General features: G+C 71.8%; 18 protein-coding genes, 1 tRNA gene and 1 pseudogene. 8 read left to right on the top strand and 12 right to left on the bottom strand.

The annotated features are described in order from the left end of the window. Positions 1-65 precede the first annotated feature (65 nt). From IEY20_RS16050 to IEY20_RS16030, 5 genes are read left to right on the top strand one after another with little or no spacing between them, the layout of a single operon-like run. A complete protein-coding gene (locus IEY20_RS16050; protein ID WP_175328577.1) occupies positions 66-1,406 on the top strand; it encodes an extracellular solute-binding protein in 1,341 nt (446 codons plus the stop codon). Further along, positions 1,406-2,461: a carbohydrate ABC transporter permease gene (locus tag IEY20_RS16045; protein ID WP_204620480.1), complete on the top strand. Its 1,056-nt coding sequence runs from the start codon at positions 1,406-1,408 to the stop codon at positions 2,459-2,461. The genes IEY20_RS16050 and IEY20_RS16045 overlap by 1 nt, the downstream gene beginning before the upstream one ends. Next, positions 2,461-3,381: a carbohydrate ABC transporter permease gene (locus tag IEY20_RS16040; RefSeq protein ID WP_175328576.1), complete on the top strand. Its 921-nt coding sequence runs from the start codon at positions 2,461-2,463 to the stop codon at positions 3,379-3,381. Before IEY20_RS16045 ends, IEY20_RS16040 begins: the two co-directional genes overlap by 1 nt. 7 nt (positions 3,382-3,388) lie before the next feature. Continuing rightward, a complete protein-coding gene (locus IEY20_RS16035) occupies positions 3,389-4,753 on the top strand; it encodes a 6-phospho-beta-glucosidase (RefSeq protein WP_175328575.1) in 1,365 nt (454 codons plus the stop codon). Then, entirely contained in the window at positions 4,750-5,811 is a 1,062-nt protein-coding gene (locus IEY20_RS16030) for an N-acetylglucosamine kinase (protein ID WP_229728124.1), read from the top strand. The genes IEY20_RS16035 and IEY20_RS16030 overlap by 4 nt, the downstream gene beginning before the upstream one ends. 206 nt (positions 5,812-6,017) lie before the next feature. Here the strand turns inward: IEY20_RS16030 and IEY20_RS16025 are convergent, their stop codons facing one another. The 9 genes and pseudogenes from IEY20_RS16025 to mnmA form a co-directional block, all read right to left on the bottom strand. Next, the gene (locus IEY20_RS16025) at positions 6,018-6,737 is read right to left on the bottom strand and encodes a methyltransferase domain-containing protein (protein WP_268239171.1); all 720 of its coding nucleotides are present in this window, start codon (positions 6,735-6,737) and stop codon (positions 6,018-6,020) included. After that, entirely contained in the window at positions 6,734-7,888 is a 1,155-nt protein-coding gene (locus IEY20_RS16020; protein ID WP_175328574.1) for a type III polyketide synthase, read from the bottom strand. The genes IEY20_RS16025 and IEY20_RS16020 overlap by 4 nt, the downstream gene beginning before the upstream one ends. A gap of 100 nt (positions 7,889-7,988) precedes the next feature. Then, positions 7,989-9,494: an Asp-tRNA(Asn)/Glu-tRNA(Gln) amidotransferase subunit GatB gene (gene gatB, locus IEY20_RS16015; protein WP_175328573.1), complete on the bottom strand. Its 1,506-nt coding sequence runs from the start codon at positions 9,492-9,494 to the stop codon at positions 7,989-7,991. Continuing rightward, entirely contained in the window at positions 9,494-11,038 is a 1,545-nt protein-coding gene (gatA, locus tag IEY20_RS16010) for an Asp-tRNA(Asn)/Glu-tRNA(Gln) amidotransferase subunit GatA (RefSeq protein WP_175328572.1), read from the bottom strand. The genes gatB and gatA overlap by 1 nt, the downstream gene beginning before the upstream one ends. A 12-nt stretch (positions 11,039-11,050) precedes the next feature. Next, positions 11,051-11,350 carry an Asp-tRNA(Asn)/Glu-tRNA(Gln) amidotransferase subunit GatC gene (gatC, locus tag IEY20_RS16005; RefSeq protein WP_175328571.1) on the bottom strand — a complete coding sequence of 100 codons (300 nt, stop codon included), beginning with the start codon at positions 11,348-11,350 and terminating at the stop codon, positions 11,051-11,053. Between the two features lie 171 nt (positions 11,351-11,521). After that, positions 11,522-13,894, bottom strand: a complete 2,373-nt coding sequence (locus IEY20_RS16000) for a transglycosylase domain-containing protein (RefSeq protein ID WP_175328570.1) — start codon at positions 13,892-13,894, stop codon at positions 11,522-11,524. Between the two features lie 230 nt (positions 13,895-14,124). Continuing rightward, the gene (locus IEY20_RS15995; protein ID WP_175328569.1) at positions 14,125-15,417 is read right to left on the bottom strand and encodes an alpha/beta hydrolase; all 1,293 of its coding nucleotides are present in this window, start codon (positions 15,415-15,417) and stop codon (positions 14,125-14,127) included. A gap of 251 nt (positions 15,418-15,668) precedes the next feature. Continuing rightward, complete coding sequence (gene ligA, locus IEY20_RS15990; protein ID WP_175328568.1) at positions 15,669-18,044, bottom strand: NAD-dependent DNA ligase LigA; 2,376 nt, start codon at positions 18,042-18,044, stop codon at positions 15,669-15,671. A gap of 101 nt (positions 18,045-18,145) precedes the next feature. Further along, positions 18,146-19,252, bottom strand: a pseudogene (gene mnmA, locus IEY20_RS15985) (tRNA 2-thiouridine(34) synthase MnmA). Positions 19,253-19,290: 38 nt separating this feature from the next. On the opposite strand from mnmA, the gene IEY20_RS15980 reads away from it, so the two are divergent. The 3 genes from IEY20_RS15980 to IEY20_RS15970 all read left to right on the top strand — a co-directional run bounded on the left by IEY20_RS15980 (position 19,291) and on the right by IEY20_RS15970 (position 21,610). Continuing rightward, positions 19,291-20,601: an MFS transporter gene (locus IEY20_RS15980; protein ID WP_175328567.1), complete on the top strand. Its 1,311-nt coding sequence runs from the start codon at positions 19,291-19,293 to the stop codon at positions 20,599-20,601. A 106-nt stretch (positions 20,602-20,707) separates the two neighbouring features. Further along, positions 20,708-20,787: transfer RNA gene (locus IEY20_RS15975), tRNA-Leu, on the top strand. Between the two features lie 127 nt (positions 20,788-20,914). Next, positions 20,915-21,610 (top strand): DedA family protein, encoded by a 696-nt coding sequence (locus IEY20_RS15970; RefSeq protein ID WP_175328566.1) that lies wholly within the window; start codon positions 20,915-20,917, stop codon positions 21,608-21,610. A gap of 167 nt (positions 21,611-21,777) precedes the next feature. Here the strand turns inward: IEY20_RS15970 and rdgB are convergent, their stop codons facing one another. The 3 genes from rdgB to murI are packed head-to-tail and all read right to left on the bottom strand — an operon-like array spanning position 21,778 to position 23,947. Beyond that, positions 21,778-22,374, bottom strand: coding sequence for an RdgB/HAM1 family non-canonical purine NTP pyrophosphatase (gene rdgB / locus IEY20_RS15965; protein WP_175328565.1), 597 nt, complete (start codon positions 22,372-22,374; stop codon positions 21,778-21,780). Further along, the gene (gene rph / locus IEY20_RS15960; protein WP_175328564.1) at positions 22,371-23,105 is read right to left on the bottom strand and encodes a ribonuclease PH; all 735 of its coding nucleotides are present in this window, start codon (positions 23,103-23,105) and stop codon (positions 22,371-22,373) included. The genes rdgB and rph overlap by 4 nt, the downstream gene beginning before the upstream one ends. Beyond that, positions 23,102-23,947: a glutamate racemase gene (gene murI / locus IEY20_RS17210; protein WP_031273766.1), complete on the bottom strand. Its 846-nt coding sequence runs from the start codon at positions 23,945-23,947 to the stop codon at positions 23,102-23,104. The genes rph and murI overlap by 4 nt, the downstream gene beginning before the upstream one ends. Positions 23,948-24,047 lie beyond the last annotated feature (100 nt).

Raw genomic sequence — 24,047 nt, 5'->3', positions numbered from 1 at the left:
CGGTCCGACGACCGCGGTCACCCCCGCGACGGACCACCGGAGCGAGAGCAGAGAGCGAGTCCCACATGTCACTCACCCGTCCGAGGCTCCGGCGCATCGTGACCGCCACCGCCGTCGCCGCCACCGGCGCGCTCGTCATCGCCGGCTGCAGTTCCGGGTCGAGCGCCCAGAACATCGACGAGTCGGCCCCGAAGGACCTCAAGGGCACCGTGTCCCTGTGGCACTTCTTCACCGGGCGCGAAGCCGGCGTCGTGAAGAGCGCCGTCGCGGGCTTCGAGAAGGCCAACCCCGGCGTCACGGTCGACATCCACGCCGGCCAGGACGACGAGAAGCTCCAGAAGGCGATCTCGTCGGGGCAGAACATCGACGTCGGGCTGTCGTACTCCACGGCGATCGTGGGGAGCTTCTGCTCGTCGGGCGCGTTCCGTGACCTCACGCCGTACATCGACCGGGACAAGGTCGACCTGTCGGACATCCCGAAGGCCGTCCGTGGGTACACCGCGTACAAGGGCAAGCGCTGCACGCTCCCGGCGTTGGCCGACGTCAGCGCGCTCATGTACAACAAGGCGGCGTTCGCCAAGGCCGGCATCACGAGCCCGCCGAAGACCCTCGACGAGCTGAAGACGGATGCGCTGCAGCTCACGACGTACAACGCCGACGGGTCGATCAAGCAGCTCGGCTTCAACCCGCTCATCGACTTCTACGAGAACTCGCCCGAGCACTGGGCACCGATGATCGACGGCCGCTGGCTCGACAGCAAGGGCAACAGCGTGATCGGCACGTCCGCCGCGTGGAAGAAGCTCATCACCTGGCAGAAGGACTTCGTCGACGAGATCGGCTACGACAAGCTCAAGGCGTTCACGTCGGGCCTCGGGCAGGAGTTCGCCGCCGACAACGCGTTCCAGACCGGCCAGGTCGCGATGCAGATCGACGGCGAGTACCGCACCGCGTTCATCAAGGACCAGAAGCCCGACCTCGACTACGGCACCGCCCCCACCCCGGTGATGGCGGGCCTCGGCCACTACGGCTCGACGTACATCGCGGGCAACGTCGCCGGCATCGCGAAGGGGTCCGAGCACCCCGAGCTCGCCTGGGCGCTGCTGAAGTACCTGTCGACGAACACCGACGCGCAGGTCACGATGGCGAACGGGCTGAAGAACATCCCGACGATCACCTCGGCGCTCGAGTCCCCGAAGCTGGAGGTCGACGAGAACTACAAGACCTTCGTCGACGTCGCGGGGAACGCAGACACGATGACCTCGCCCGGCACGGCGGACGGTGCCGCCTACATCGGCACGTTCACGAAGTTCTGGCAGGCGTACCAGGAGGACGGCGGGAACCTCGACCAGAAGCTGCAGCAGCTCGACCAGGACATCGACAACGCGAACCAGCTGGCGGGTCCGTGATGACGGACGTCACCAGCCCCGGAACCGACAGCCTGGAGGCGCGGCCCACCCGCGCCTCCCGGCCCGCCTCCCCGAAGGGGTCGGCTCCCACCCCCGCGGCCGGCTCCGCGCGCCCACCGCGTCGGCGCCGCTCCGCCGAGTCCCGACGTCGGCTCGTCGCCCTGACGATGCTTGCGCCGGCCTTGGCGGGCCTGGTGATCTTCTTCGCCTACCCGCTCGTCGCATCGATCGTCTACTCGTTCACGCGGTACAACCAGCTGCAGGAACCGCAGTTCGTCGGGCTCCTGAACTACCGCTTCCTGTTCACGCAGGACCCGCAGATCGGTGCCGCGGTGGTCAACACGATCTGGTTCGTGGTGATCCTGGTGCCGGTGCGCATCGTGTGCGCGCTGCTCGTCGCAGGGTTGCTCAGCCGGGCGAAGACCGCCACCGGGTTCTGGCGGACGCTGTTCTACCTGCCTGCCCTCGTGCCACCGGTCGCGAGTGTCGTCGCGTTCGTGTTCCTCTTCAACCCCGGAACCGGTCCGGTGAACCAGATCCTGCGGTTCTTCGGCATCGACGGCCCGCTGTGGTTCAACGACCCGGCGTGGTCGAAGCCGTCGCTCGTGATCATGGGCGTCTGGGTGATGGGCGACATCATGATCATCTTCCTGGCAGCCCTCCTCGACGTCCCGCGCGACCTGTACGAAGCCGCGTCCCTCGACGGCGCGAACGGCCCGCAGCAGGTCCGGCACATCACCCTGCCGACGATCGCGCCGGTGATCGGGTTCGCGGTCGTGACCGGGGTGATCGCGGCGCTGCAGTACTTCACGGAGGCGGCCGTCGCCTCCGGGGTCGCGTCCGGGAAGGCGACGATCGGCGGAGGGACGGCCGCGCAGCTCGGGTACCCGGGCACGTCGCTGCTCACCTACACCGAGCTGCTCTACCAGCACGGGTTCGCGAACTTCCAGTTCGGCTACGCCTCGGCGATGGCGGTCGTCCTGTTCGTGATCACCGCGATCGTCCTCGTGTTCACGATGCGCCGGATCAGCGTGTTCCGGCCGGAGGAGTCCTGATGACCGCCGTGTCCCAGTCCCCGCTCGCCCGCACTCGCCGTGGCCCCGGCCCCGGCCCCGGCCCCGGCGGGAGTGTGGCCGGCACCGGTCGCGGTCCGCGCCGGAGCCTGCTCGTCTGGATCGCCGAGCACGCGGCCCTCGTCGCGCTCGGCGTGGTGACGATCGCGCCCATCGTGTTCGTGGTGCTGACGTCGCTCATGTCCAGCAACCAGGCGCTGACGGCGTCGATCATCCCGAAGCCGTTCGACGTCGCGAACTACGGCCGGGTGTTCACGGAGCTGCCGCTCGCGCAGTGGTTCGGCAACTCCGCGCTGTACGCGGTGCTCGCGACGGCGTTCATGCTCGTCAGCTCCGTCCCGGCGGCGTACGCCCTCGCCCAGATCCGGTTCCGGGGCGCGAACGCGATCTTCACGGTCATCATCGTGGCGATGCTCCTGCCCCCGCAGGTCACTGCGGTGCCGGTGTACGTCATGTGGTCCGAGCTGCACCTCACCGGCACGCTGTGGCCCCTGATCCTGCCGAACCTGCTCGGCGACGCGTTCAGCATCTTCCTGCTGCGCCAGTTCTTCCTCACGATCCCGAAGGAGTACGGGGACGCGGCACGGATGGACGGCTGCAGCGAGTGGGGCGTGCTCGCGCGGGTCGTGGTGCCGATGGCCCGTCCGGGCATCGCATCCGCGGCGATCTTCATGTTCTTCCACTCCTGGAACGACTACTACGGACCACTGCTCTACGCGTCCGAGAACCAGGCGGCGTGGCCGGTGGCGTACGGCCTCGCGACCTTCCGCGGCCAGCACGGCACCGACTGGTCGATGACGATGGCGATGACCGTCGTCGTCATGGTCCCGGTCGTCGTCATCTTCTTCTTCGCACAGAAGGCATTCGTCGAGGGCATCGCGCTCACCGGCGTGAAGGGATAGCACCACAGTGAAACTCGCAGTCATCGGTGGCGGATCCACCTACACCCCCGAACTCGTGGACGGCTTCGCCCGGCTTCGCGACCAACTGCCGATCGACGAGCTCTGGCTCGTCGACCCGGACCCGGAACGCCGTCGGTTGGTCGGCGGCGTGGCACAGCGGATGTTCGCGCACGCCGGGCACCCGGGGACGGTGCACGTCACGGACGACGTGGTCGCCGGGGTGTCGGACACCGACGCCGTGATGTTCCAGCTCCGGATCGGCGGGCAGGCGGCCAGACAGCAGGACGAGACCTGGCCGCACGAGGCGTGCTGCATCGGGCAGGAGACCACGGGCCCCGGCGGCTTCGCCAAGGCGCTCCGGACGGTCCCGGTCGTCCTCGAGTACGCCGAGCTCGTCCGGGAGCACGCGAAGCCCGACGCCTGGATCGTCGACTTCACGAACCCGGTGGGGATCGTCACCCGTGCGCTCCTCGAGGCCGGGCACCGCGCGGTCGGGCTCTGCAACGTCGCGATCGGCTTCCAGCGCCGGTTCGCCCGTGAGTTCGACGTCGCCCCGGAGGCGGTCCGGCTCGACCACGTCGGGCTGAACCACCTGACGTGGGAGCGCGGCGTGCACGTGCGCTCCGCTGACGGGAGCGAGCGCGACGTGCTGTCCGAGCTCCTCGGCGCCGACGGCGGAGCCCTCGGCACCGGAGCCCTCGGCACTGGAGCCCTCGAGCGGATGGCCGAGAGCGTCCACATGCCCGCCGACCTCATCCGGTTGCAGCACGCGGTGCCCTCGTACTACCTCCGCTACTTCTACGCCCACGACGTCGTGCTCGAGGAACAGCTGCACGAACGCACCCGCGCCGAGGCCGTGATGGACACCGAGCGTGCCCTGCTCACGAAGTACGCGGACCCGTCGGTCGTCACGAAGCCCGCCGAACTCGAGCAGCGCGGCGGGGCGTACTACTCCGAGGCCGCGATCGACGTGCTCTCCTCGATCCTCGGTGACCGCGGCGACGTGCAGGTCCTCAACGTGCGGAACGACGGCACGTTCCCGTTCCTCCCCGACGACCACGTCATCGAGGTCCCCGCACGCGTCACCCGGTCGACGATCACCCCGCTGCCGGTCGAGCCCCTCGCGCCGGACATGGCCGGGCTCGTGTCGCACGTCGCCGGCTACGAACGCCTCGCCCTCGAGGCCGCGGTGCACGGCGGACGCGACCGGGTCCTCCGCGCGATGTGGGCGCACCCGCTGGTCGGGCAGGTCGACAAGGCGGAGCGGCTCACCGACCTGCTCCTCGCCGCAAACGCCGACCTCATCCCCTGGGCGCGCGGCGGCGCTGCGGCCGACGGTGCGTCGGCGAGCACCCTCGCGGGGGCCCGGTGACCACCGCGGACGACGTGGTCCGCGTCCCGAGGGTCCTCGACCTCGAGTCCGACGACGTCGTCCTCGCGGTCGACGGCGGCGGGAGCAAGACCGACGTCGTCGCGATCGCACTCGACGGCAGCCTCGTCGCCCACGCCCGCGGCCCCGGGACGAACCCGCAGACCCGGGGATGGGCCGAGGTCGGTCCGGTGCTCGACGAGGTCCGCGCCCGGGTGCTCGACGAGATCGGCACCCGCGAGGTCCGGACGACCCACGTCTACCTCGCAGGGCTCGACCTGCACGACGAACTCATCGCTGCCGAGGCGGCGCTCGCGCACTGGTCGGAGGACGGCGGCGCCCCCGACGTCCTCGACAACGACCTGTTCGCGCTCCTCCGGGCGGGGACCCTCTCCCCCGACGCCGCCGCGCTCGTCTGCGGCACGGGCATCAACGCCCTCGCCGTCCGGGCCGACGGGGCGACCGTCCGTTACCCGGCGATCGGGGACGTCTCCGGCGACTGGGGCGGCGGCGCCTACCTCGGGAACCGGGCACTCTGGCACGCCGCACGCGCCGAGGACGGCCGGGGCCCGGCGACGGCGCTGATGGACGCGGTCCCCCGGTCGCTCGGGATGCGGAGCGTCCGCGAGGTCACCGAGGGCCTCCACTTCGGCCGCATCGACCCGGGGGCGGTGGGTCGGCTCTGCCCGCTGCTGTTCGAGGTCGCCGGGGCCGGGGACGCGGTCGCGCGGTCGGTCGTCGAGCGGCAGGCCGAGGAGATCGTCCTCATGGCCTCGGTGGCCCTCGAGCGGCTCGGGCTCGGCGGCGCGGGGTCCGAGGTGCCGATCGTGCTCGGCGGCGGGGTCCTCGCGGCTCGGCACCCGCTGCTCGTGGAGCCGGTCGTCGCCGGGTTCGCCGAGCGTGTGCCGGGTGCGGTCCCGACGTGGGTCACGGCTCCGCCGGTGCTCGGGGCGGGCCTCGCTGCGCTCGAGTCGGTCGGGGCCGGTCCGGACGCGCTGGACCGCTACCGCGCAGCGGTCCTCGGACGCGAGTTCGCATCGACGGCCGCGCCGATCGTCTGACGACACCACCCACCGGACGGGAGGCCCGTGGCGGCACCGCCACGGGCCTCCCGTCCGTCTGCTCGCGGGTGCGGCGGGCGTGCCCGAGACTCGCGGTACGCGACGGATCGCGCGTCCGTCGGCACGAGATCCGTCGCCCACCCCGAGACTCGGCCCGCCGCGCGCGGCCAGCGCGCCGCGCGCGGCCGGCGCGCCGCCCGCGCGGATCAGCGGTCCCGCACCGCGAGGACGCGGTGCGGGACCGCCGCCTCCGCGACCCATCCGGCCGGCAGTGCTCGGCGGAGTTCGTCGACGGTGAAGCTGCGGCGGATCGACCGAAGCCCGTCGACGCGGACGAACGTGCCGGCGGCGACGAGTGGCGACGCCAGCGCGTAGGACCGGTAGGCGTTCCGGGAACGCCGGATGTCGGAGTGCACCACGCGCGAGGCCGCGAGCCGGGCCGAGTCGGCGAGGAAGGTCGAGCGTGCGGCGTCGTCCAGGTGGTGCAGGACGTGGTTCGACACCACGACGTCGAAGCGCTCGCCCGCCGCGACGAGGTCGTCGCTCGACTGCTCGTGGAACACCACGCCCCGCGTCCGCGACCGGTTCGCCGCGGCGATCGCGCGCGGGTCCGGGTCGACGCCGACGACCTCGACCTCGAAGCCGTCGCTCGCGGCCCAGCGGACCAGCGCTCGGGCGAGGTCGCCACCACCGCAGCCGAGGTCGAGCACCCGCGCACGGCCGTCCACGGGCAGTGCCGGCATCACGTGGGTCCGCCAGACCGTCCTCCACCCGCTGACGAGGGCGTTCACCACCGCGAACCGCCGGAACGTCCGGTCGAGTGCACGGGGGTCGCAGTCGGGGTCGTCCATCAGTTCGCGCAGGTCGAGGTCGCGGACCGACAGGTCGACCGGGAGGCGCGGCTCTGCTCGGTCGCGTCGCCTCACGGCCGGCCCATGGCCGGGTCGGGACCGGTGCCGGTACCGGTGCCTGCGTCTGTGTCTGAGCCTGTGAGCTCCCGCTGGACGACGGTGCAGCGTGCGGCCTCGACGGTGAGCCCGGGGCCAAACGCGAGCGCGATCACCGGTGCTCCGGCGCGGAGTCCGCTCCGGAGGGCTTCGGCGAGCACGAAGAACACGGTCGCGCTCGACATGTTGCCGTGGTCGCGGAGGACCGCCCGGCTCGCGGCGAGCGCCGTCGGCGGCAGGCCGAGCGCCTCCTCGGTCCGGTCGAGGATCGCCCTCCCACCGGGGTGGACCGCCCAGGTGAGGACGGCCGCGGGGCGTCCCTCGCCGAGCAGCGGCGCCACGGCCCGACCGACGTGCTCGCCGATCAGTTTCGGCACGGCCGTGGAGAGGACCATCTCGAAGCCCTCGTCGCCGATGTTCCAGGCCATGTCGTCGACGCCCTCCGCGACGACGCTCGTCGTGAACGCGTCGAGGCGGAGACCCGGTCCGCCGGACGTCACGACCGCAGCGGCGGCGCCGTCGCCGAAGACGCTGTTCGACACGATCTGGTCCGGGTCGTCCGACGCGCGGACGTGGAGCGTGCAGAGTTCGGCGCAGACGACGAGCACGACCGCGTCCGGGTCGGCGTCGACGAACGCGGCCGCGATCCGGAGCGCCGGGAATGCCGCACAGCAGCCCATGAACCCGATGTGCTGCCGGAAGACCGAGGGGCGCAGGCCGAGCTGGTGCACGACGTCGAGGTCCGGGCCGGGCTGGGTGAAGCCGGTGCACGACACCGTGACGACGTGGGTGACCGTGTCCGGGGCCGTCCCCGCGCGCTCCAGCGCGTCGCGGGCGGACGCCACGAACAACGGCGGCGCGAGGACCCGGTAGGCGTCGTTCCGTGTGCCGGTCGACGGCGAGACGAGCGCACCCGCGTCGTCACGGAAGGCGCCGGGCCCCGCTGCCGGGTCGAGCTCGGGGAGCACGGTGTGCCGGGTGTCGACGGCCGACCCGTCGAAGGCCGCCCCGATGATCCGCCGAGCGAGCCGCGAGGCGTCTGCCTGGTCGAGGAAGAGGTCGCGGACGGCGCCCTGGCCGATGCTCGTCCGCGGGACGGCGGTTCCGATGGCGCGGATCGTTGCGGACACGACTCATCCTGTCACCCGGTCGCTGACGCGTCCCCAGGAACGACGGGAGGCACGTGGCGGGGTCGCCACGTGCCTCCCGTCGGGTGGTCCTGCCGGTGCGTCAGCCCTGCTGCGCGCGCTCGAGCACGAGCTCGCGGACGCGGGCCGCGTCGGCCTGGCCCTGCATGGCCTTCATGACGGCACCGATGATGGCGCCGGCGGCCTGGACCTTGCCGTCCTGGATCTTCGCGAGGACGTCGGGCTGGGCGGCGAGGGCCTCGTCGACCGCGGCGGTGAGCGCCGAGTCGTCCGAGACGACCTTGAGCCCGCGGGACTCGACGACCTGCGATGGCGAGCCCTCGCCGGCGATGACGCCCTCGAGCACCTGGCGGGCCAGTCGGTCCGTGAGGTCGCCGGACTCGACGAGCGCGATGAGCTCGGCCACGTGCTGCGGCGACACGAGGTCGCCGGCGGCGGCGTCCTGCGCGTTGGCAACACGGGTGATCTCGCCCGTCCACCACTTGCGCGCTGCCTGCGGAGCCGCGCCGGCGGCGACCGTGCCCTCGACCTCGTCGAGCAGCCCGCCGTTGACGACGTCCTGGAACTCGAGGTCGGCGAAGCCCCACTCGCCCTTGAGACGACGACGACGGGCGACCGGGGCCTCCGGCAGCGCGGCGCGGAGTTCCTCGACGAGGGCCGGGTCGGGCACCACGGGGAGCAGGTCGGGCTCCGGGAAGTAGCGGTAGTCGTCCGCGTCCGACTTCGGACGGCCGGCCGACGTGCGCCCGGTGTCCTCGTGCCAGTGGCGGGTCTCCTGCGTGATGGTGCCGCCGGCCGCGAGGATCGCCGCCTGCCGCTGGATCTCGTAGCGGATCGCACGCTCGACCGACCGGAACGAGTTGACGTTCTTGGTCTCGGTGCGGGTGCCGAGCTTCTCCTGGCCCCGGGGGCGGAGGGAGATGTTCGCGTCGCAGCGGAGGTTGCCGCGCTCCATGCGGGCCTCGGAGACGCCGAGCGCCCGGACGAGGTCGCGGATGACCTGCACGTACGCCGCACCGAGCTCGGGGGCGCGGTGCTCGGCGCCGAAGATCGGCTTCGTGACGATCTCGACGAGCGGGACGCCGGCACGGTTGTAGTCGACGAGCGAGTACTCGGCGCCCTGGATGCGGCCCGTGGCACCGCCGACGTGCGTGAGCTTGCCGGCGTCCTCTTCCATGTGCGCGCGCTCGATCGGCACCTGGAAGATCGTGCCGTCGGCGAGCTCGACCTCGACCTCGCCCTCGTACGCGATCGGCTCGTCGTACTGCGAGATCTGGTAGTTCTTCGGGTTGTCCGGGTAGAAGTAGTTCTTCCGTGCGAAGCGGGAGGACTCGGCGATCGAGCAGCCGAGCGCGAGCCCGAGGCTGATCGAGTACCGGACGGCCTGCTCGTTGACGACCGGCAGCGATCCCGGCAGCCCGAGGTCGACCGGCGTCACGTTCGTGTTCGGCTCGCCGCCGAAGAAGTTCGGTGCGTCGGAGAACATCTTGGTCTTCGTGCCGAGCTCGACGTGCACCTCGAACCCGAGCACCGGCTCGTAGCGTTCGAGTGCCTCGTCGAAGTCCATCAGGGCTTCCTTCTGCGCCATCAGATCACGCCTTCCTGCGCGGCCGACTGCTGGGAGGCGTCCAGGTCGGGGATTCGGTCGATGAGCGGGGCGCCCCACTGCTGTTCGAGGAGCCGCTCGAGGGCCGCGCCGTAGCGGTACAGCCGGGCGTCCTCGCGCTGCGGCGCCATGAGCTGGACGCCGGTGGGCAGGCCGTCCTCGGGCGCGAGGCCGTTCGGGATGCTCATGCCGGGGACGCCCGCGAGGTTCGCCGGGATCGTGGTGAGGTCGTTGAGGTACATCGCGAGGGGGTCGTCGATGCGGTCCCCGAAGGGCAGCGCCGTCGTCGGGGCGGACGGGCTGACGAGGACGTCGACCTGCTCGAACGCTGCCGTGAAGTCGCGCTGGACGAGCGTGCGCACCTTCTGCGCCGACCCGTAGTACGCGTCGTAGTACCCGGCGCTCAGGGCGTAGGTGCCGAGGATGATGCGGCGCTTCACCTCGGGGCCGAAGCCGACCTCACGTGTCGCAGCCATGACGTCCTCGACCGTCGCGCGGTTCTCCGGCGTGACGCGGAGGCCGAAGCGCACGGAGTCGAACTTCGCGAGGTTCGACGAGGCCTCGGCCGGGAGGATCAGGTAGTACGCGCTGATGGCGTACGCGAACGACGGTGCGTCGATCTCGACGATCTCGGCGCCGGCCGACTCGAGGAGCGCGACGGTCTCGCGGAAGCGCTGCTCGACGCCGGCCTGGAAGCCCTCGCCACCGGCGAGTTCCTTCACGACGCCGACCTTGAGCCCGCGCAGCGTGTCCGCCTGCAGGCCCTCGCGCGCGGCGGCCGCCATGGACGGCCACGCACCGGGGATCGAGGTCGAGTCACGCGGGTCGTGCCCGCCGATGACGTCGTGCAGCAGCGCGGCGTCGAGGACCGTGCGCGACACCGGACCGATCTGGTCGAGCGAGGACGCCAGGGCGATCGCGCCGTAGCGGCTCACACCGCCGTACGTGGGCTTCACGCCGACCGTGCCGGTGAACGCACCGGGCTGCCGGATCGAGCCGCCGGTGTCGGACCCGAGCGCGAAGGGCGCCTCGTAGGCCGCCACGGCCGCGGCCGAACCACCGCCGGAGCCGCCGGGGACCCGATCGAGGTCCCACGGGTTGTGCGTCGGGCCGTAGGCCGAGAACTGCGTGGTCGACCCCATGGCGAACTCGTCCATGTTGGTCTTGCCGATCGGGACGAGGCCGGCAGCACGCAGCTTGGCGACCGGGGTCGCGTCGTACGGGGGCCGCCAGCCTTCGAGGATCTTCGAGCCGGAGGTCGTGGGCATGTCCTGCGTGCAGAGGACGTCCTTCACGGCGACGGGCACGCCGGCGAGGGCTCCGAGGTCGTCGCCGGCCGCACGACGAGCGTCGACGGACTTCGCGACGGTGAGGGCGTTCTCGTTGACGTGCAGGAACGCGTGGACGTCGCCGTCGACGGCGGCGATGCGGTCGAGGTGCGCCTGCGTGGCCTCGACGCTCGAGACGTCGCGGGCGACGAGGGCGTCGGCGAGCGCAGCGGCGCTCAGCTTGGTGATGTCGGTCACGGTCGTGGCCCCTTACTGCTCTTCGCCGAGGATCGCGGTCACGCGGAACCGCTCGCCGTCGGAGTCGGGTGCGCCGGAGAGCGCCTGCTCCTGGGTGAGGGTCGCGCCGACCTCGTCCGGGCGGGTGACGTTCTCGAGCGGGACGGGGTGGCTCGTCGCCGGGACGTCGGGCGTCGCCACCTCGGTGACGCGGGCGACGCTCTCGACGATGTGCGAGAGCTCCCCCGTCATCTTCTCGATCTCGTCGGGCGTGAGTGCGATACGCGCGAGGCTCGCCAGGTGGGCGACCTGCTCGCTCGTGATGTCAGGCATGGTGCTCCGTCGATTGCGTTCGTGGGATGCGCACCAGTCTATTGCGGACACTCGCCCCGCCCGCCCGCCGGGGGCGACCCTGTGGACGGACCGGGCCACGGGTCACCCGGTGCAGGAACCGACCGACCGGCGCGACCCGGCGAGGCGGGACCGGGCCGCGCCTCCCGGCCGTCATCCGCCGGACGTACCGCCCTTGCCCGACGTACCGCCCGCGTCCGTCCCGCCGCTCGTCCCGGGCGCTGCCGCAGCGGTGGGCGCAGCCGGTGTTCCCGTCTGCTGCTGCCCCGGCTGCTGCGTCCCCGTCGTCGACTGGTCGCCCGGCGTGGCCGGCGTCCCCGTCCCGTCGCCCGACTGCGATCCGGACGACGACGAAGACGACGAGGACGAGGACGACGACGACGACGACGACGACACGTGCCCGATCATCGCCGGGTCCGGCGTGGGGAGGGCGTCGCCGCCGTAGTGCCCGTCGAGGTAGGTCATCATCTGCTTGCCGACGCCGAACTTCGCGCTGTACCCGGTCGTGCCCTGCAGGAACGGCGTGTTCGCGAGCCCGACGTTCCCCTGCACGTTGCCGATCCAGGTGGCGTTCGTGTACTTCGTGGTCGACGCGACGAGCCAGTTCTGCACGTCGCCGTCGGTCGTCCCGGTCTTCGCGAACTTCGGCGTCGCGTCGCCCGGGTTCGCGCTGGCCGCGGTGCCGTTGCCCTTGAGGACCCCCTGCAGCGCGTAGTCGACCGTCCCGGCGACCGCGGGGTCGACGCCCTGCGTGCAGGAGGACTTCGTCGGCGTGATCTTCGTGCCGTCCGCCTCGGTCACCGAGTCGATCGCGGTCGGGGTGCACACGACACCGCCGTTCGCGAACCCGGCGTACGCCTCGGCGAGGTCGATCGGCGACAGGTTGTTCGTGCCGAGGATCATCGACGGCACGGAGCTGATCTTCCCGCCGTTCGCGAGGTGGATCCCCATGTTGGCCGCGAGCTTGGCGATGGTGCACAGGTCGAGCTGCTTGCCCATCGCCGCGAACGCGGTGTTGATCGACTCGCTCGTCGCGTCCTGCACGGTCATCGAGGACGGCACCGCTTCGGCGTTGGCGACGTCCCAGTTCGGCCCGGCGATGTTCACGCAGGAGTTCGTGAACTCCGAGGTCGGGTACGAGTGCTCGGTCGTGCCGACGCTGTCGCTCAGCGTGTGTCCGGTCGCGAGCCACTCGGCCAGGGTGAACACCTTGAACGTCGAGCCGGTCTGGAACCCGCCGGAGTTCCCGTACGCCGTGTCCGCGCTGTAGTTCACCGCGGTGGTGCCGGGCGCGCTGCTGTCGCCCTGCGTGTAGGCGGTGTTCTGCACCATCGACAGGATCCGTCCGGTGCCCGGTTCGACCGTGACGTTCGAGCCGCCCACGTCGACGCCCGCCATCGTCGCGGGGACGTACGCGGACAGGGACGACTGCGCCTGGCTCTGCAGGTCGAGGTCGAGCGAGGTGTGGATCTGCAGGCCCTTGGTGTCGAGGGTCGCGATGCGCTCGGCCAGGGTCTTCCCGAACGCCGGGTCCTGCAGCACCTCGTCGCGGACGTAGTCGCAGAAGTAGCCGGCGTCGTACGACGTGGCGGCCGTCGAGCACCCGTTCGCGGTCGCGGTGATGTGCGGCTGCACCGGCGTCGCGATCGCGGCCGTCATCTGCGCCTTCGTGATCGAGTGGTGCGCCTCCATGCGGCGGAGGACGTAGTCGCGGCGCTCCTTCGTCAGCGCGTACCCGTTCGCCGTGCCGTTGTCCTTGTCGTTCGGCTCGTCGATGCGCAGGTTCGACGGGTTGTTGAGGATCGCGACGAGCGTCGCGGACTGCACGAGCGAGAGGTCCTTCGCGTGGACCCCGAAGTAGTACTCCGCGCCGGCCTCGGCGCCGTAGACCCGGCCGCCGAGCCCCACGATGTTGAGGTAGCCCGTGAGGATCTGGTCCTTCGAGTACTTCTTGTTGACCGCGATCGCGTAGCGCATCTCCTGCAGCTTGCGCTGCGGCGTCACGCCCGCGGCGTCCTGGTAGCAGGCGTCGACCTTCGCCTGCGTCTGCGCGGCGGTCTTCCCGGTCAGCGACTCGCACTGCTGCACGAGCACGTTCTTGACGTACTGCTGCGTGATGCTGGAACCACCCTGCACGTCGCCGCCGACGGCGGTCGCCGCTGCGCCGCGGAGGGTGCCGATGACGTCGATGCCGCCCTCGTCGTAGAAGCGCGGGTCCTCGGTGTCGACAGCCGCCTCCTTGAGGCTGTCCGCCATCTGCGCGCTCGTGACGTTGGTGCGGTTCTCCGCGTAGAAGGAGGCGATCTTGACCTGCTGGCCGCCCTTGGTCGCGTAGACGGTGGACACCTGCTGCGGCGTCTGGATGTCGAGGTAGTCCGGCAGGTCCTCGAAGAAGGACGCCGCACCGGACGCGCCCTCACCGACCACGGCCACGGCGGGCGTGACGGCGACGGTCACGAGCATGCCCGCGAGCACGGACATGCCGAGGAACGTCAGGAGGGCAGCCGGCCACCGCATCACACGCATGGCGAGCACGCTAGGTGGGTGCCCTGGGTTGGTTCTGGCGCGGAACCACCGCAGACTGCACCGTCGCACAGGTTCCCGCTCAGGCAGCGGGTGGCGCGGCTCGCGCCCCGCACGGGGACGGGGATCCGGACGGGAGGCACGGTGCCGGTCCGTCGGTTCGGTCGGCGGTCACGATCTGGTCACGACGGGACCGCGGCGGTGGCGGTGACCGCTGGTGGCGCCGTGCGCGATCAGTCGCGCGGCTGGAGGTCCTGCGGACGCACGAGGTACATGTCCGGGGTCCCCGGCACGCCGTCGCCGCTGGGCCCCTCGCCGCGGCGCAGCTGCTCGCGCACGAGGTCACCGCGGCCGACCGCGATGAGCGCGACGTCGTGCAGGGAAGCCGTCCCGGGCTTGAGGTAGTCGTTGTGGCCCGAGGGACGGCGGAAGACGTCCCCCGCGGCGTCGGTGTCGGCACTGGCCGCGAGGTCGAGCGATGTCGACCCGAAGGACGCCGACCCGGGATCGGTACCGAAGTACCCGGAGCCCGCGATCGGGTCGCTGTGCGCACCGCCGACGAAGACCTCGCCCGACGTCACCGCCAGTTGCGAGGCGTGCCGCACCGAGCTGCCGGGCGACCCGAGCACCGTGAGGCTGTCCGCCTCCATCCGTCCCGACGCGAGTGCGATGAGCGCCGTGGTCGACCCGTAGGAGTGCGCCACGATGTTGAGCCGCGGCTGCTCGGCACCGCGGACCGTGCGCAGCCCGTCGACGGCCCGTTCGAGCCGCTCGGCGCCGGTCTGCGCGAGCCCGAGCGACAGGATGTTCGACAGGTCCGGCGTGCGGTAGCCCATCCACGCGACGACGGCCACCCCGTTGCCGTGCCCCGGGACGGCGACGGGCGCGAGCGTGGCCTGCTCCGAGGCGAGGTCGTTCGCGGTGTCGGTGAAGTCCGTCATCTGCCCGGTGACGGTGAAGAACATCCCGGGCACGACCACCGTGACGTCGGCCGCCGTGTCGAGGTCGCCGATCGCGATCGCCGCACGCCCTGCGCCCCGCGTGTCCAGGGTGATCAGGGAACGGCGGGGGTCCCCCGGCTCCGACTCGAGCGACTTCCGGACCTGGCCCAGCATCGCGGTCTCGGCGGGCGGGGTCGTCCGATCGGCGAGTTCCGCGGTCATCGTGACGCGGTTCGCGCGGTCCCGCACGTCGTAGGGCACGCCCTCGAGGTTCCCCACGACCGACGGCGCGAGCGTCTCGAGCACCTGGTGCTCGTCGTGGTCGAGTCCGGCCCACCACGTCGCGACCTCGGCGGCGGTCGGCGGGTCGTCCTGCACGGTGGTGACGACGGCGGCGTCCGTGGCGATCCGGCGGAGGTCGGCGGGCGACACCGACACGAGTGCGTCCAGGAGCGCGGCGCCCCGGGCGTGGGCGATCGCATCGACGTCGAGCTGGCCACCGGTCGGCTGCACGAGCGGGACGGTCGGGTCGTCGTGGACGGCGCCGACCGTGTGCACGACGACCGCGGGGACGGACGTGGGCACGGCAGGAGCCTCGACCACTCCCAGCGAGTGCATCGAGGCGGTGAGCAGAGCCGCGGCGATGAGCAGCAATCGGGTCTCCCCCGGGAAGGCCGTCCCGTCGCCTCCCTGCAGACGACGGGTGATGCTCGCTCGAGTCTACGGAAGACGGCCGATCTGGGAACATGCCCGCTGCAACTTGCCCCCCGTTCTGGGTGCACGGCGGGGTGTGCCGCTCCTGGTGGACAGGACCGGCCCGTGCTCCTGAGGGCGGCTCAGCCTTCCGGGGCCCCCTGCTCGTCGGGTGCGGAGGTGTCGGCGGGGGCATCGGTGGGAACGTCCGCGAGGGCGTCCGGGCCCTCGGTGACGAGCAGCCGGAACTGCTCCGCGTCGATGACCCGCACCCCGAGCTGTTCGGCCTTCGTCAGTTTCGAGCCGGCTCCGGGACCGGCGGCGACGAAGTCGGTCTTCTTGCTGACACTCGATGCCGCCTTGCCACCGGCGGCCATGATCGCCTCGAGCGCACCCTCCCGCGTGTACCCCTCGAGGCTCCCGGTGGCAACCACGGTGACCCCGGCCAGGACGCCGCCCTCCGCCGCCGCGGCACCGGGCCCCGGGTGGTCCGGGATCGCGAAGCGCACGCCGGCGGCGGTCCACCGCTCGACGATCTCGCGGTGCCAGTCGACCTCGAACCACGACAGGAGCGCGTCCGCGATGATGCCACCGACCCCGTCGACCGCGGCGAGGTCGTCGCGGGAGGCCGCGCGGACGGCGTCGAGCGACCCGAAGTGCGACGCGAGCGCCCGGGCCGCGACCGGTCCGACGTGGCGGATGTTCAGCGCGACGAGCAGCCGCCAGAGGTCCTTCGTCTTCGCGGCGTCGATGTTCGCGAGCATCTCGAACGCGTTCTTCGACGGGTACCGGCTCGGCTCGCCGGTGTGGTCGGCCCCACGGGCGTCCGGGTCGAACGGGGGATCGGTCTTCTTGCGCGCCCGGCTGAACGGCGTGACGCGCTTCGGGACCCCGGCGTCGTCGACCTTCTGCATGCCGGTCTCAGCGTCGCGGACGATGACCTCGATCGGGACGATGTCCTCCATCGTGAGGTCGAACAACCCGGCCTCGGTCACGAGCGGCGGGGTCTCCGGGTGCAGCGGCTGCGTCAGGGCGGCCGCCGCGACCTCGCCGAGCCCCTCGATGTCGAGGGCGCCCCGCGAGGCGATGTGCTCGACACGACCCCGCACCTGCGCCGGGCAGCTCTTCGCGTTCGGGCACCGCAGGTCCTTGTCGCCCTCCTTGGCGGGAGCGAGCGGTGTGCCGCACTCGGGGCAGTCGGCGGGCATGACGAACTCGCGCTCGGTGCCGTCCCGCAGCTCGACGACCGGGCCGAGGACCTCCGGGATGACGTCCCCGGCTTTCCGCAGCACCACGGTGTCGCCGATGAGGACGCCCTTGGCCTTGACGACGTCCTGGTTGTGCAGCGTCGCCTGCCGCACGACGGACCCGGCGACCTCGGCCGGCTCCATCGACGCGAACGGCGTGGCGCGGCCGGTCCGTCCGACGCTCACGACGATGTCGAGGAGCTTCGTGTGGACCTCTTCCGGCGGGTACTTGTAGGCGATCGCCCAGCGCGGGGCGCGGGAGGTCGAGCCGAGTTCCTCGTGCAGGGCGAGGTCGTCGACCTTGATCACGACGCCGTCGATCTGGTGCTCGACACTCGCACGACGGTCGCCCGTGGACCGGACGAAGCCGAGGACCTCGTCGACGGTGTCGAACACGCGGTAGTGGGTGCTCGTCGGCAGGCCCCAGGTCTGCAGCAGCTCGTAGACCTCGGACTGGGAGCGGGCGTCGGTCTCGCGTTCGAGCTCCCGCACCGGCCACGCCCCGATGCCGTGCACGAGCACCCGGAGCCGCCGCAGTCGGTCGACCATGAGGGCGCGCTTCGCCTCGGACTTGCCCTCCTCCTTCTGGCGGAGCGAACCGGCGGCGGCGTTGCGCGGGTTGGCGAAGACCTTCTCGCCGGCTTCGCGCTGTCGGGCGTTGAGCTCGTCGAACTCGGCGACCGGGAAGAAGATCTCGCCCCGGACCTCGACGAGGGGCGGGTGCCCGGTCCCCGCGAGCCGGTCCGGGATCGTCCCCATGGTCCGGACGTTGCCCGTGACGTCCTCGCCCACGACGCCGTCGCCGCGGGTGGCGGCCGAGACCAGGCGGCCGTCCTCGTAGCGGAGGTTGATCGCGAGTCCGTCGATCTTGAGCTCGGTGAGCCACCGCACGCGCTCGGCTCCGGCGTCGCGTTCGACCTTGGTCGCCCACTCGGTCAGCTCGTCGGGGCTGAAGACGTTGTCGAGGCTGAGCATGCGCTCGGCGTGCTCGACCGGTGCGAACTGGGTCGTCTGCGCCTGCCCGCCGACGGTCTGCGTCGGGCTGTCCTCGGTGAGCAGCTCGGGGTGGAGTTCCTCGATCGCGGCGAGCCGGCGCTGCAGGGCGTCGTAGTCGGCGTCGGACGCGGTCGAGGCGTTGCCCTCGTAGTACTCGTGCCGGAGCTCGGCGATGCGGGCACGGAGCCGGTCGACCTCCCGCGCGGACTGGGCGGCGTCGAGGTCGGCGGGCGCCGTCGTCTCGAACGTGGCGTCGTCGGGCGTGCTGTCGCTCATGCCTCCAGTTCTACCGGCAACCACCGACCGGACGCGCAGGCACCGCCCACCCCGGGAGCGCCGCAGCGCCCACGCCTGCCCGCCGTGCGCGACCGTCGCGCTCAGGCGTCGACCGGCACCGCCGACACCGTGCTGTCGATCGTGCACTGCCCGAGCACCCGCGTGCCGACGTAGACGACCGCCGTCTGCCCGGGCGCGACGCCCGAGAGCGGCTCGTCGACGTCGATCACCAGGTGCCCCTCCGACACCCGCGCCGTCGCCGGCACCGGGTCGGCGTGCGCGCGGATCTGCACGTCGCACGCGAACGGCACCGTCGGGTCCGCCGGCGCCGTGCCCGCCCACGTGAAGCGCGCGCCGGACATCGAGGTGACGTCGAGCGCCTCCTTCGGGCCGACCACGACCGTGTTGTCCTTCGGACGGATCTCCAGCACGAACCGGGGCTTGCCGTCCGGTGCGGGACGACCGAGGTGCAGGCCTCGACGCTGCCCGACGGTGTAGCCGGTCGCGCCCTGGTGCTCCCCCACGACCGTGCCGTCGCGCTCGACGACGTCACCGGGGGCGGTGCCCACGCGGTCCGCGAGCCAGCCGCGGGTGTCGCCGTCGGGGATGAAGCAGATGTCGTACGAGTCCGGCTTCTGCGCCACGGTCAGCCCGCGGGCGGCAGCCTCGGCGCGGACCTCGTCCTTCGAGGGGGTCGCCCCGAGCGGGAACATCGCGTGCTGCAGCTGCTCGGCGGTCAGCACCCCGAGGACGTACGACTGGTCCTTCGCTCACGCCGCCGCGCGGTGGAGCTCCCGCGAGCCGTCGGACCCGGTGACGATCGAGGCGTAGTGCCCCGTGGCGACCGCGTCGAACCCGAGGGCGAGCGCCTTCTCGAGCAGCGCCGCGAACTTGATCCGCTCGTTGCACCGCATGCAGGGGTTCGGCGTGCGGCCGGCCTGGTACTCGGCCACGAAGTCGTCGACGACGTCCTCCTTGAACCGCGCCGAGAAGTCCCACACGTAGTACGGGATGCCGAGCACCGAGGCCGCGCGCTGGGCGTCCATCGAGTCCTCGATCGTGCAGCAGCCGCGGCTCCCGGTGCGGAGCGTCCCCGGCATCCGGCTGAGGGCGAGGTGCACCCCCACCACGTCGTGTCCGGCGTCGACGGCCCGCGCCGCCGCGACCGCCGAGTCGACGCCACCGCTCATCGCTGCCAGTACTCGCATGCATCCAGGGTAAGCACCGGCGTACCGTTGTGCGAACGATGCCCTCCGAGACCCCCGCCTTCGACCTCCGGGCGGTCGTCCTGTCCGGCTTCCTCCCCGCCGCACTCTTCGCCGTCGGCGAGGGAGCGATCATCCCCATCATCCCCATCGCCGCGGACAACCTCGGTGCCGGGCTCGCGTTCGCGGGCTTCGTCGCGTCGCTCATCCTCGTCGGCGAGCTCATCGGCGACGTGCCCTCGGGCGTCGTCGTCGGACGGATCGGCGAGCGGAACGCGATGATCGGCGCGGCCGCGGTGTCCGTGGTCGGCCTCCTGGTGTGCACGTGGGCCCCGAACCCGTGGGTGCTCGCCGTCGGCGTGTTCCTCGTCGGCGTCTCGACGGCGGTGTTCGCGCTCGCCCGGCACGCGTACATGACGACCGCGATCCCGGTGCACGTCCGGGCCCGGGCGCTGTCCAGCCTCGGCGGCGTGTTCCGCTTCGGCTACTTCGTCGGGCCGTTCATCGCGGCCGGGGTCGTCCACCTGACGGGCACCACGCAGAGCGCGTTCTGGATCCACATCACCTGCTGCCTGCTCGCGGCCGTGGTGCTCCTCGTCATCCGCGACCCGGCGACGGGCGCACGCGGCTTCCGGAAGCCGCACCGCGCCTCCAGGCCGACCGCGCCAGACGCGACCACAGCGACCGCCGCGACCACAGCGACCGAGCCGCCTGCCGACACCGGCGCACAGTTCGTGCAGGACGAAGCGCACGGCCTCTTCCGCACCATCCGCACGCACCGGAAGGTGCTGCTGCGCCTCGGCAGCGGCGCCGGCCTGATCGGCGCGCTCCGCGCCGGGAGGCAGGTCATCCTGCCCCTCTGGGCCGTGAGCGTCGGCCTCGACGACTCGACCGCCGCGCTCGTCATCGGCATCGCGGGGGCCGTCGACTTCGCACTCTTCTACACGAGCGGGCAGATCATGGACCGGTGGGGACGGCTCGCGAGCGCCCTGCCGTGCATGATCGGCCTCGCCCTGAGCTACTTCCTGCTCGCCTGGTCCGGACACCTCGACACCCGGGTCGGCTGGTTCGTCGCGATCGCGATCGGGATGTCGCTCGCGAACGGCGTCGGCTCGGGCATCCTCATGACGCTCGGGGCCGACCTCGCCCCGCGGGACCACCCGGCGCCGTTCCTCGGTGCGTGGCGCTTCACGGGCGACTTCGGCTCGGCGGCGGCGCCGCTGCTCATCTCCGGGGTCACCGCCGTCGCCTCCATCGCGGTCGCGAGCGGCGTCATGGGCGTGCTCGGGCTCGTCGGCGCGGGGGTGCTGCTGCGGTACGTCCCGCGGTACCTCCCCCGACGGCTGCGCTGACGGGTGCTGCGCGCGACGTCCGTCGCGTCCGGCGGACCGTCCACCCGGCCTGGAGGCACGGTGTGCGTCCGCCCCGCCGGCACCGCTCGGTAGACTGCCGCTGCTCGCGGGAGTGGTGGAATTGGTAGACACGCAGGATTTAGGTTCCTGTGCCCCGGCGTGAGGGTTCGAGTCCCTCCTTCCGCACGACAGACGGTTCTCCGCACGATGCCCGCGAACTCATACCCTCGGCGGATGGTCCGGACACCCGGGGACGGTACCCTCGCATCAGCGGGGTCGTCCTCGTGTCCCCGCCCGCCCGACCGGAAGAACCATGCACTCCGTCGCTCTCGCCCTGATCCCCTGGCTGGATCCGCAGTACATCCTCGACCACTTCGGGGCCGTCGCCGTGCTCGTCGTCTGCGCGATCATCTTCGCCGAGACCGGCCTGCTCGTCGGGTTCATCTTCCCGGGCGACAGCCTCCTCGTCATCACCGGCCTCTTCGCGTTCGACCGCGGCGGTGCGATCGGCGGCATCCCGATCTGGGTCGCGGCCCTCATGATCGCGGCGTCGGCGTTCCTCGGCGGTGAACTCGGGTACTACATCGGCAAGAAGGCCGGCCCGCCGATCTTCGAGCGCAAGGAGAGCGGCCTGTTCTCCAAGGCGAACGTCGACCGGACGAACGCGTTCTTCCACCGGTTCGGACCGCTCGCGGTGATCCTCGCCCGCTTCGTGCCCGTCGTGCGCACGTTCCTGCCGATCGCGGCCGGTGTCGGCCGGATGAACTACAAGAAGTACTCGCTCTACAACGCGGTCGGCGCCGTCATCTGGGGCGTCGGGGTCACGTTCCTCGGCTTCGCCCTGGGGACGATCCCCGTCGTCGGGGACCTGGTCCGGAACTACATCGACGTCATCCTGCTCGCCGCGGTCGTCGTCACCGTCGTGCCGATGGCACTGACCTTCATCCGCAACTCCCGCAAGGCCAAGCACGCCGAGGAGCAGCAGCAGGCCGAGGTCGAGCCGCAGTAGCACGCGGGCGCGCGTTCGCCTCCGCACGTTCGCCTCCGCACGTTCGCCTTCGCGGGCGCCCCTTCGCACAACCAAAGTCACCCCGAACCGCGTGATCACGTGGTTCGGGGTGACTTTGGTTGTGCGCGGGCGGTCGGCACCGCGTGCCGCGCACCGCGACCGCGCGACTACTCCGCGCCGAAGTACTCCCGCACGATCGGTGCGATGCCGCGGAACGCCTTCGACCGGTGGCTCAGCGCGTTCTTCTCGTCGCGGGTGAGCTCCGCCGAGGTCCGGTCGGCGTCGTCCGGCCGGAACACCGGGTCGTACCCGTGCCCGCCGTCACCGATCGGCTCGGTCGTGACCTCGCCGTTCCACACCGCCTCGAACACGTGCTCGGTGCCGTCCGGCGTCACGAACGCCGCGGCGCAGACGAAGGCGGCGGTCCGCTCCACGACGCCCTCGAGGTTCTGCAGCAGCAGCGCGATGTTGTCCGCGTCGACCCGGGTGCCGGCGTACCGGGCCGAATGGATGCCGGGGGCGCCGTCGAGTGCGTCCACCGCGATGCCCGAGTCGTCAGCCAGTGCCGGCAGCCCCGTGTGCGCGACCGCGGCACGCGCCTTGATGAGCGCGTTCGCGGCGTACGAGTCGCCGTCCTCGACCGGCTCCGGGCCGTCGTAGCCGACGAGCTCCACGCCCGCCCCGAGGGCGTCGCCGAGGATGTCCCGGAGTTCGACGAGCTTGCCGGCGTTGTGGCTGGCGAGGACGACGCGACGCTCGGTCACGAGGTCAGCCCCAGCACCTCGCGCTGGATCGCGGCGAGCGACGCGTTGCCCGCGAGCCCCAGGTCGAGCAGCGTGTTGAACTCGTCGCGGTCGAACGGCGCGTGTTCGGCGGTGCCCTGGACCTCGATGAACTTCCCCGAGCCGGTGGTGACGATGTTCATGTCGGTGTCGGCCGCCGAGTCCTCGGTGTACGCGAGGTCGAGCATCGGCTCTCCCTTGACGATGCCGACCGAGATGGCCTGCACGCTGTCGGTCAGCGGGGTGGCCTTCTTGGCGATGAACCCCCGGTCGCGGCCCCACTCGATCGCGTCCGCCATGGCGACGTACGCGCCGGTGATCGATGCCGTCCGGGTCCCGCCGTCGGCCTGCAGCACGTCGCAGTCGATCACGAGGGTGTTCTCGCCGAGTGCCTTGGTGTCGACGACGGCCCGGAGGGAACGGCCGATGAGCCGGGAGATCTCGTGGGTCCGCCCGCCGACGCGGCCCTTGATCGACTCGCGCTGCATCCGCTCGTTCGTCGAGCGCGGCAGCATCGAGTACTCGGCGGTGACCCACCCGGTGCCCTTGCCGGCGAGCCAGCGCGGGACGCCGTTCGTGAAGGACGCCGTGCAGAGCACCTTGGTGTTGCCGAACGCGATGAGCGCGCTGCCCTCGGCCTGCGTGCTCCACCCCCGCTCGATGGTGACGGGGCGGTGGTCGGAGGCGCTGCGGCCGTCGATGCGGGTGCTCATGGGGTCCTTTCGGTGTGGGGCAGCAGGATGGCCCCGGTCTGGAGGTGGCCGACGCTCGAGACCTCGGGTCCGAGGAAGCGCCGGGCGAGCCGGATGAAGCCGTTCTTGTCGTCGCCGGTCGCCTCGAAGGCGTAGGTCGGCGGCTCCGGTGCGGTGCGTTCGAGTCCGTGTTCGACGAGGCGCCGGTAGACGTCGTTCGCGGTCTCCTCGGCGCTCGAGACGAGCGTCACGTCCGGGCCCACGACGTACTGGATCGCGGCGGACATGAGCGGGTAGTGCGTGCAGCCGAGCACGAGGGTGTCGACGTCGGCGGCCCGGATCGGTGCCAGGTACTGCTCGGCGACCGTGCGGAGCGCCGGGGACGAGGTGTCGCCGGCCTCGACGAACTCGACGAACCGCGGGCAGGCGGCGAGCGACAGGGTGACGTCGGCAGCGACCGCGAAGGCGTCCTCGTAGGCGCGCGAGGCGATGGTGCCGACCGTGCCGATCACGCCGACGCGACCGGTGCGGGTCTGCTTGACGGCGGCTCGGGCGGCGGGCTGGATGACCTCGACCACCGGGATGCCGTACGCCTGCTCGTACCGCTCACGGGCGTCGCGGAGCACCGCGGAGGACGCTGTGTTGCACGCGATGACGAGGGCCTTCACGCCCTCCTCCACGAGGTCGTCCATCACCTCGAGGGCGTAGCGGCGGACGTCCGCGATGCGCTTCGGGCCGTACGGCGAGTGCAGCGTGTCCCCCACGTACCGGATGCTCTCCCGCGGCAGCTGGTCGATGATCGCCCGCGCCACCGTCAGCCCACCGACCCCGCTGTCGAAGACTCCGATCGGTGCATCCGTCACGGTGACCAGCGTACCGACGCGAGCCGACCGTCCGACACGGCCCGTGCCTCCCGTCCGGCGCCGCACCGTGCGGGGCCCGCGCGGCTCCTGCCTCGCACCG

This window comes from Curtobacterium luteum (assembly GCF_014646995.1).
GTDB classification, from domain to species: Bacteria; Actinomycetota; Actinomycetes; order Actinomycetales; family Microbacteriaceae; genus Curtobacterium; species Curtobacterium luteum.
Note: the sequence above shows the minus strand (reverse complement) of the source record. Positions and strands in the feature narration are given on the sequence as shown.

Excerpts from the sequence above, each read along its gene's own strand:
- IEY20_RS16045 (WP_204620480.1), top strand. The coding sequence starts at position 1,406 with ATGACGGACGTCACCAGCCCCGGAACCGACAGCCTGGAGGCGCGGCCC.
- IEY20_RS16040 (WP_175328576.1), top strand. The coding sequence starts at position 2,461 with ATGACCGCCGTGTCCCAGTCCCCGCTCGCCCGCACTCGCCGTGGCCCC.
- gatB (WP_175328573.1), bottom strand. The coding sequence starts at position 9,494 with ATGGCGCAGAAGGAAGCCCTGATGGACTTCGACGAGGCACTCGAACGC.
- rph (WP_175328564.1), bottom strand. The coding sequence starts at position 23,105 with ATGAGCACCCGCATCGACGGCCGCAGCGCCTCCGACCACCGCCCCGTC.
- IEY20_RS15970 (WP_175328566.1), top strand. The coding sequence starts at position 20,915 with ATGCACTCCGTCGCTCTCGCCCTGATCCCCTGGCTGGATCCGCAGTAC.
- gatC (WP_175328571.1), bottom strand. The coding sequence starts at position 11,350 with ATGCCTGACATCACGAGCGAGCAGGTCGCCCACCTGGCGAGCCTCGCG.
- IEY20_RS16000 (WP_175328570.1), bottom strand. The coding sequence starts at position 13,894 with ATGCGTGTGATGCGGTGGCCGGCTGCCCTCCTGACGTTCCTCGGCATG.
- IEY20_RS16050 (WP_175328577.1), top strand. The coding sequence starts at position 66 with ATGTCACTCACCCGTCCGAGGCTCCGGCGCATCGTGACCGCCACCGCC.
- IEY20_RS15980 (WP_175328567.1), top strand. The coding sequence starts at position 19,291 with ATGCCCTCCGAGACCCCCGCCTTCGACCTCCGGGCGGTCGTCCTGTCC.
- ligA (WP_175328568.1), bottom strand. The coding sequence starts at position 18,044 with ATGAGCGACAGCACGCCCGACGACGCCACGTTCGAGACGACGGCGCCC.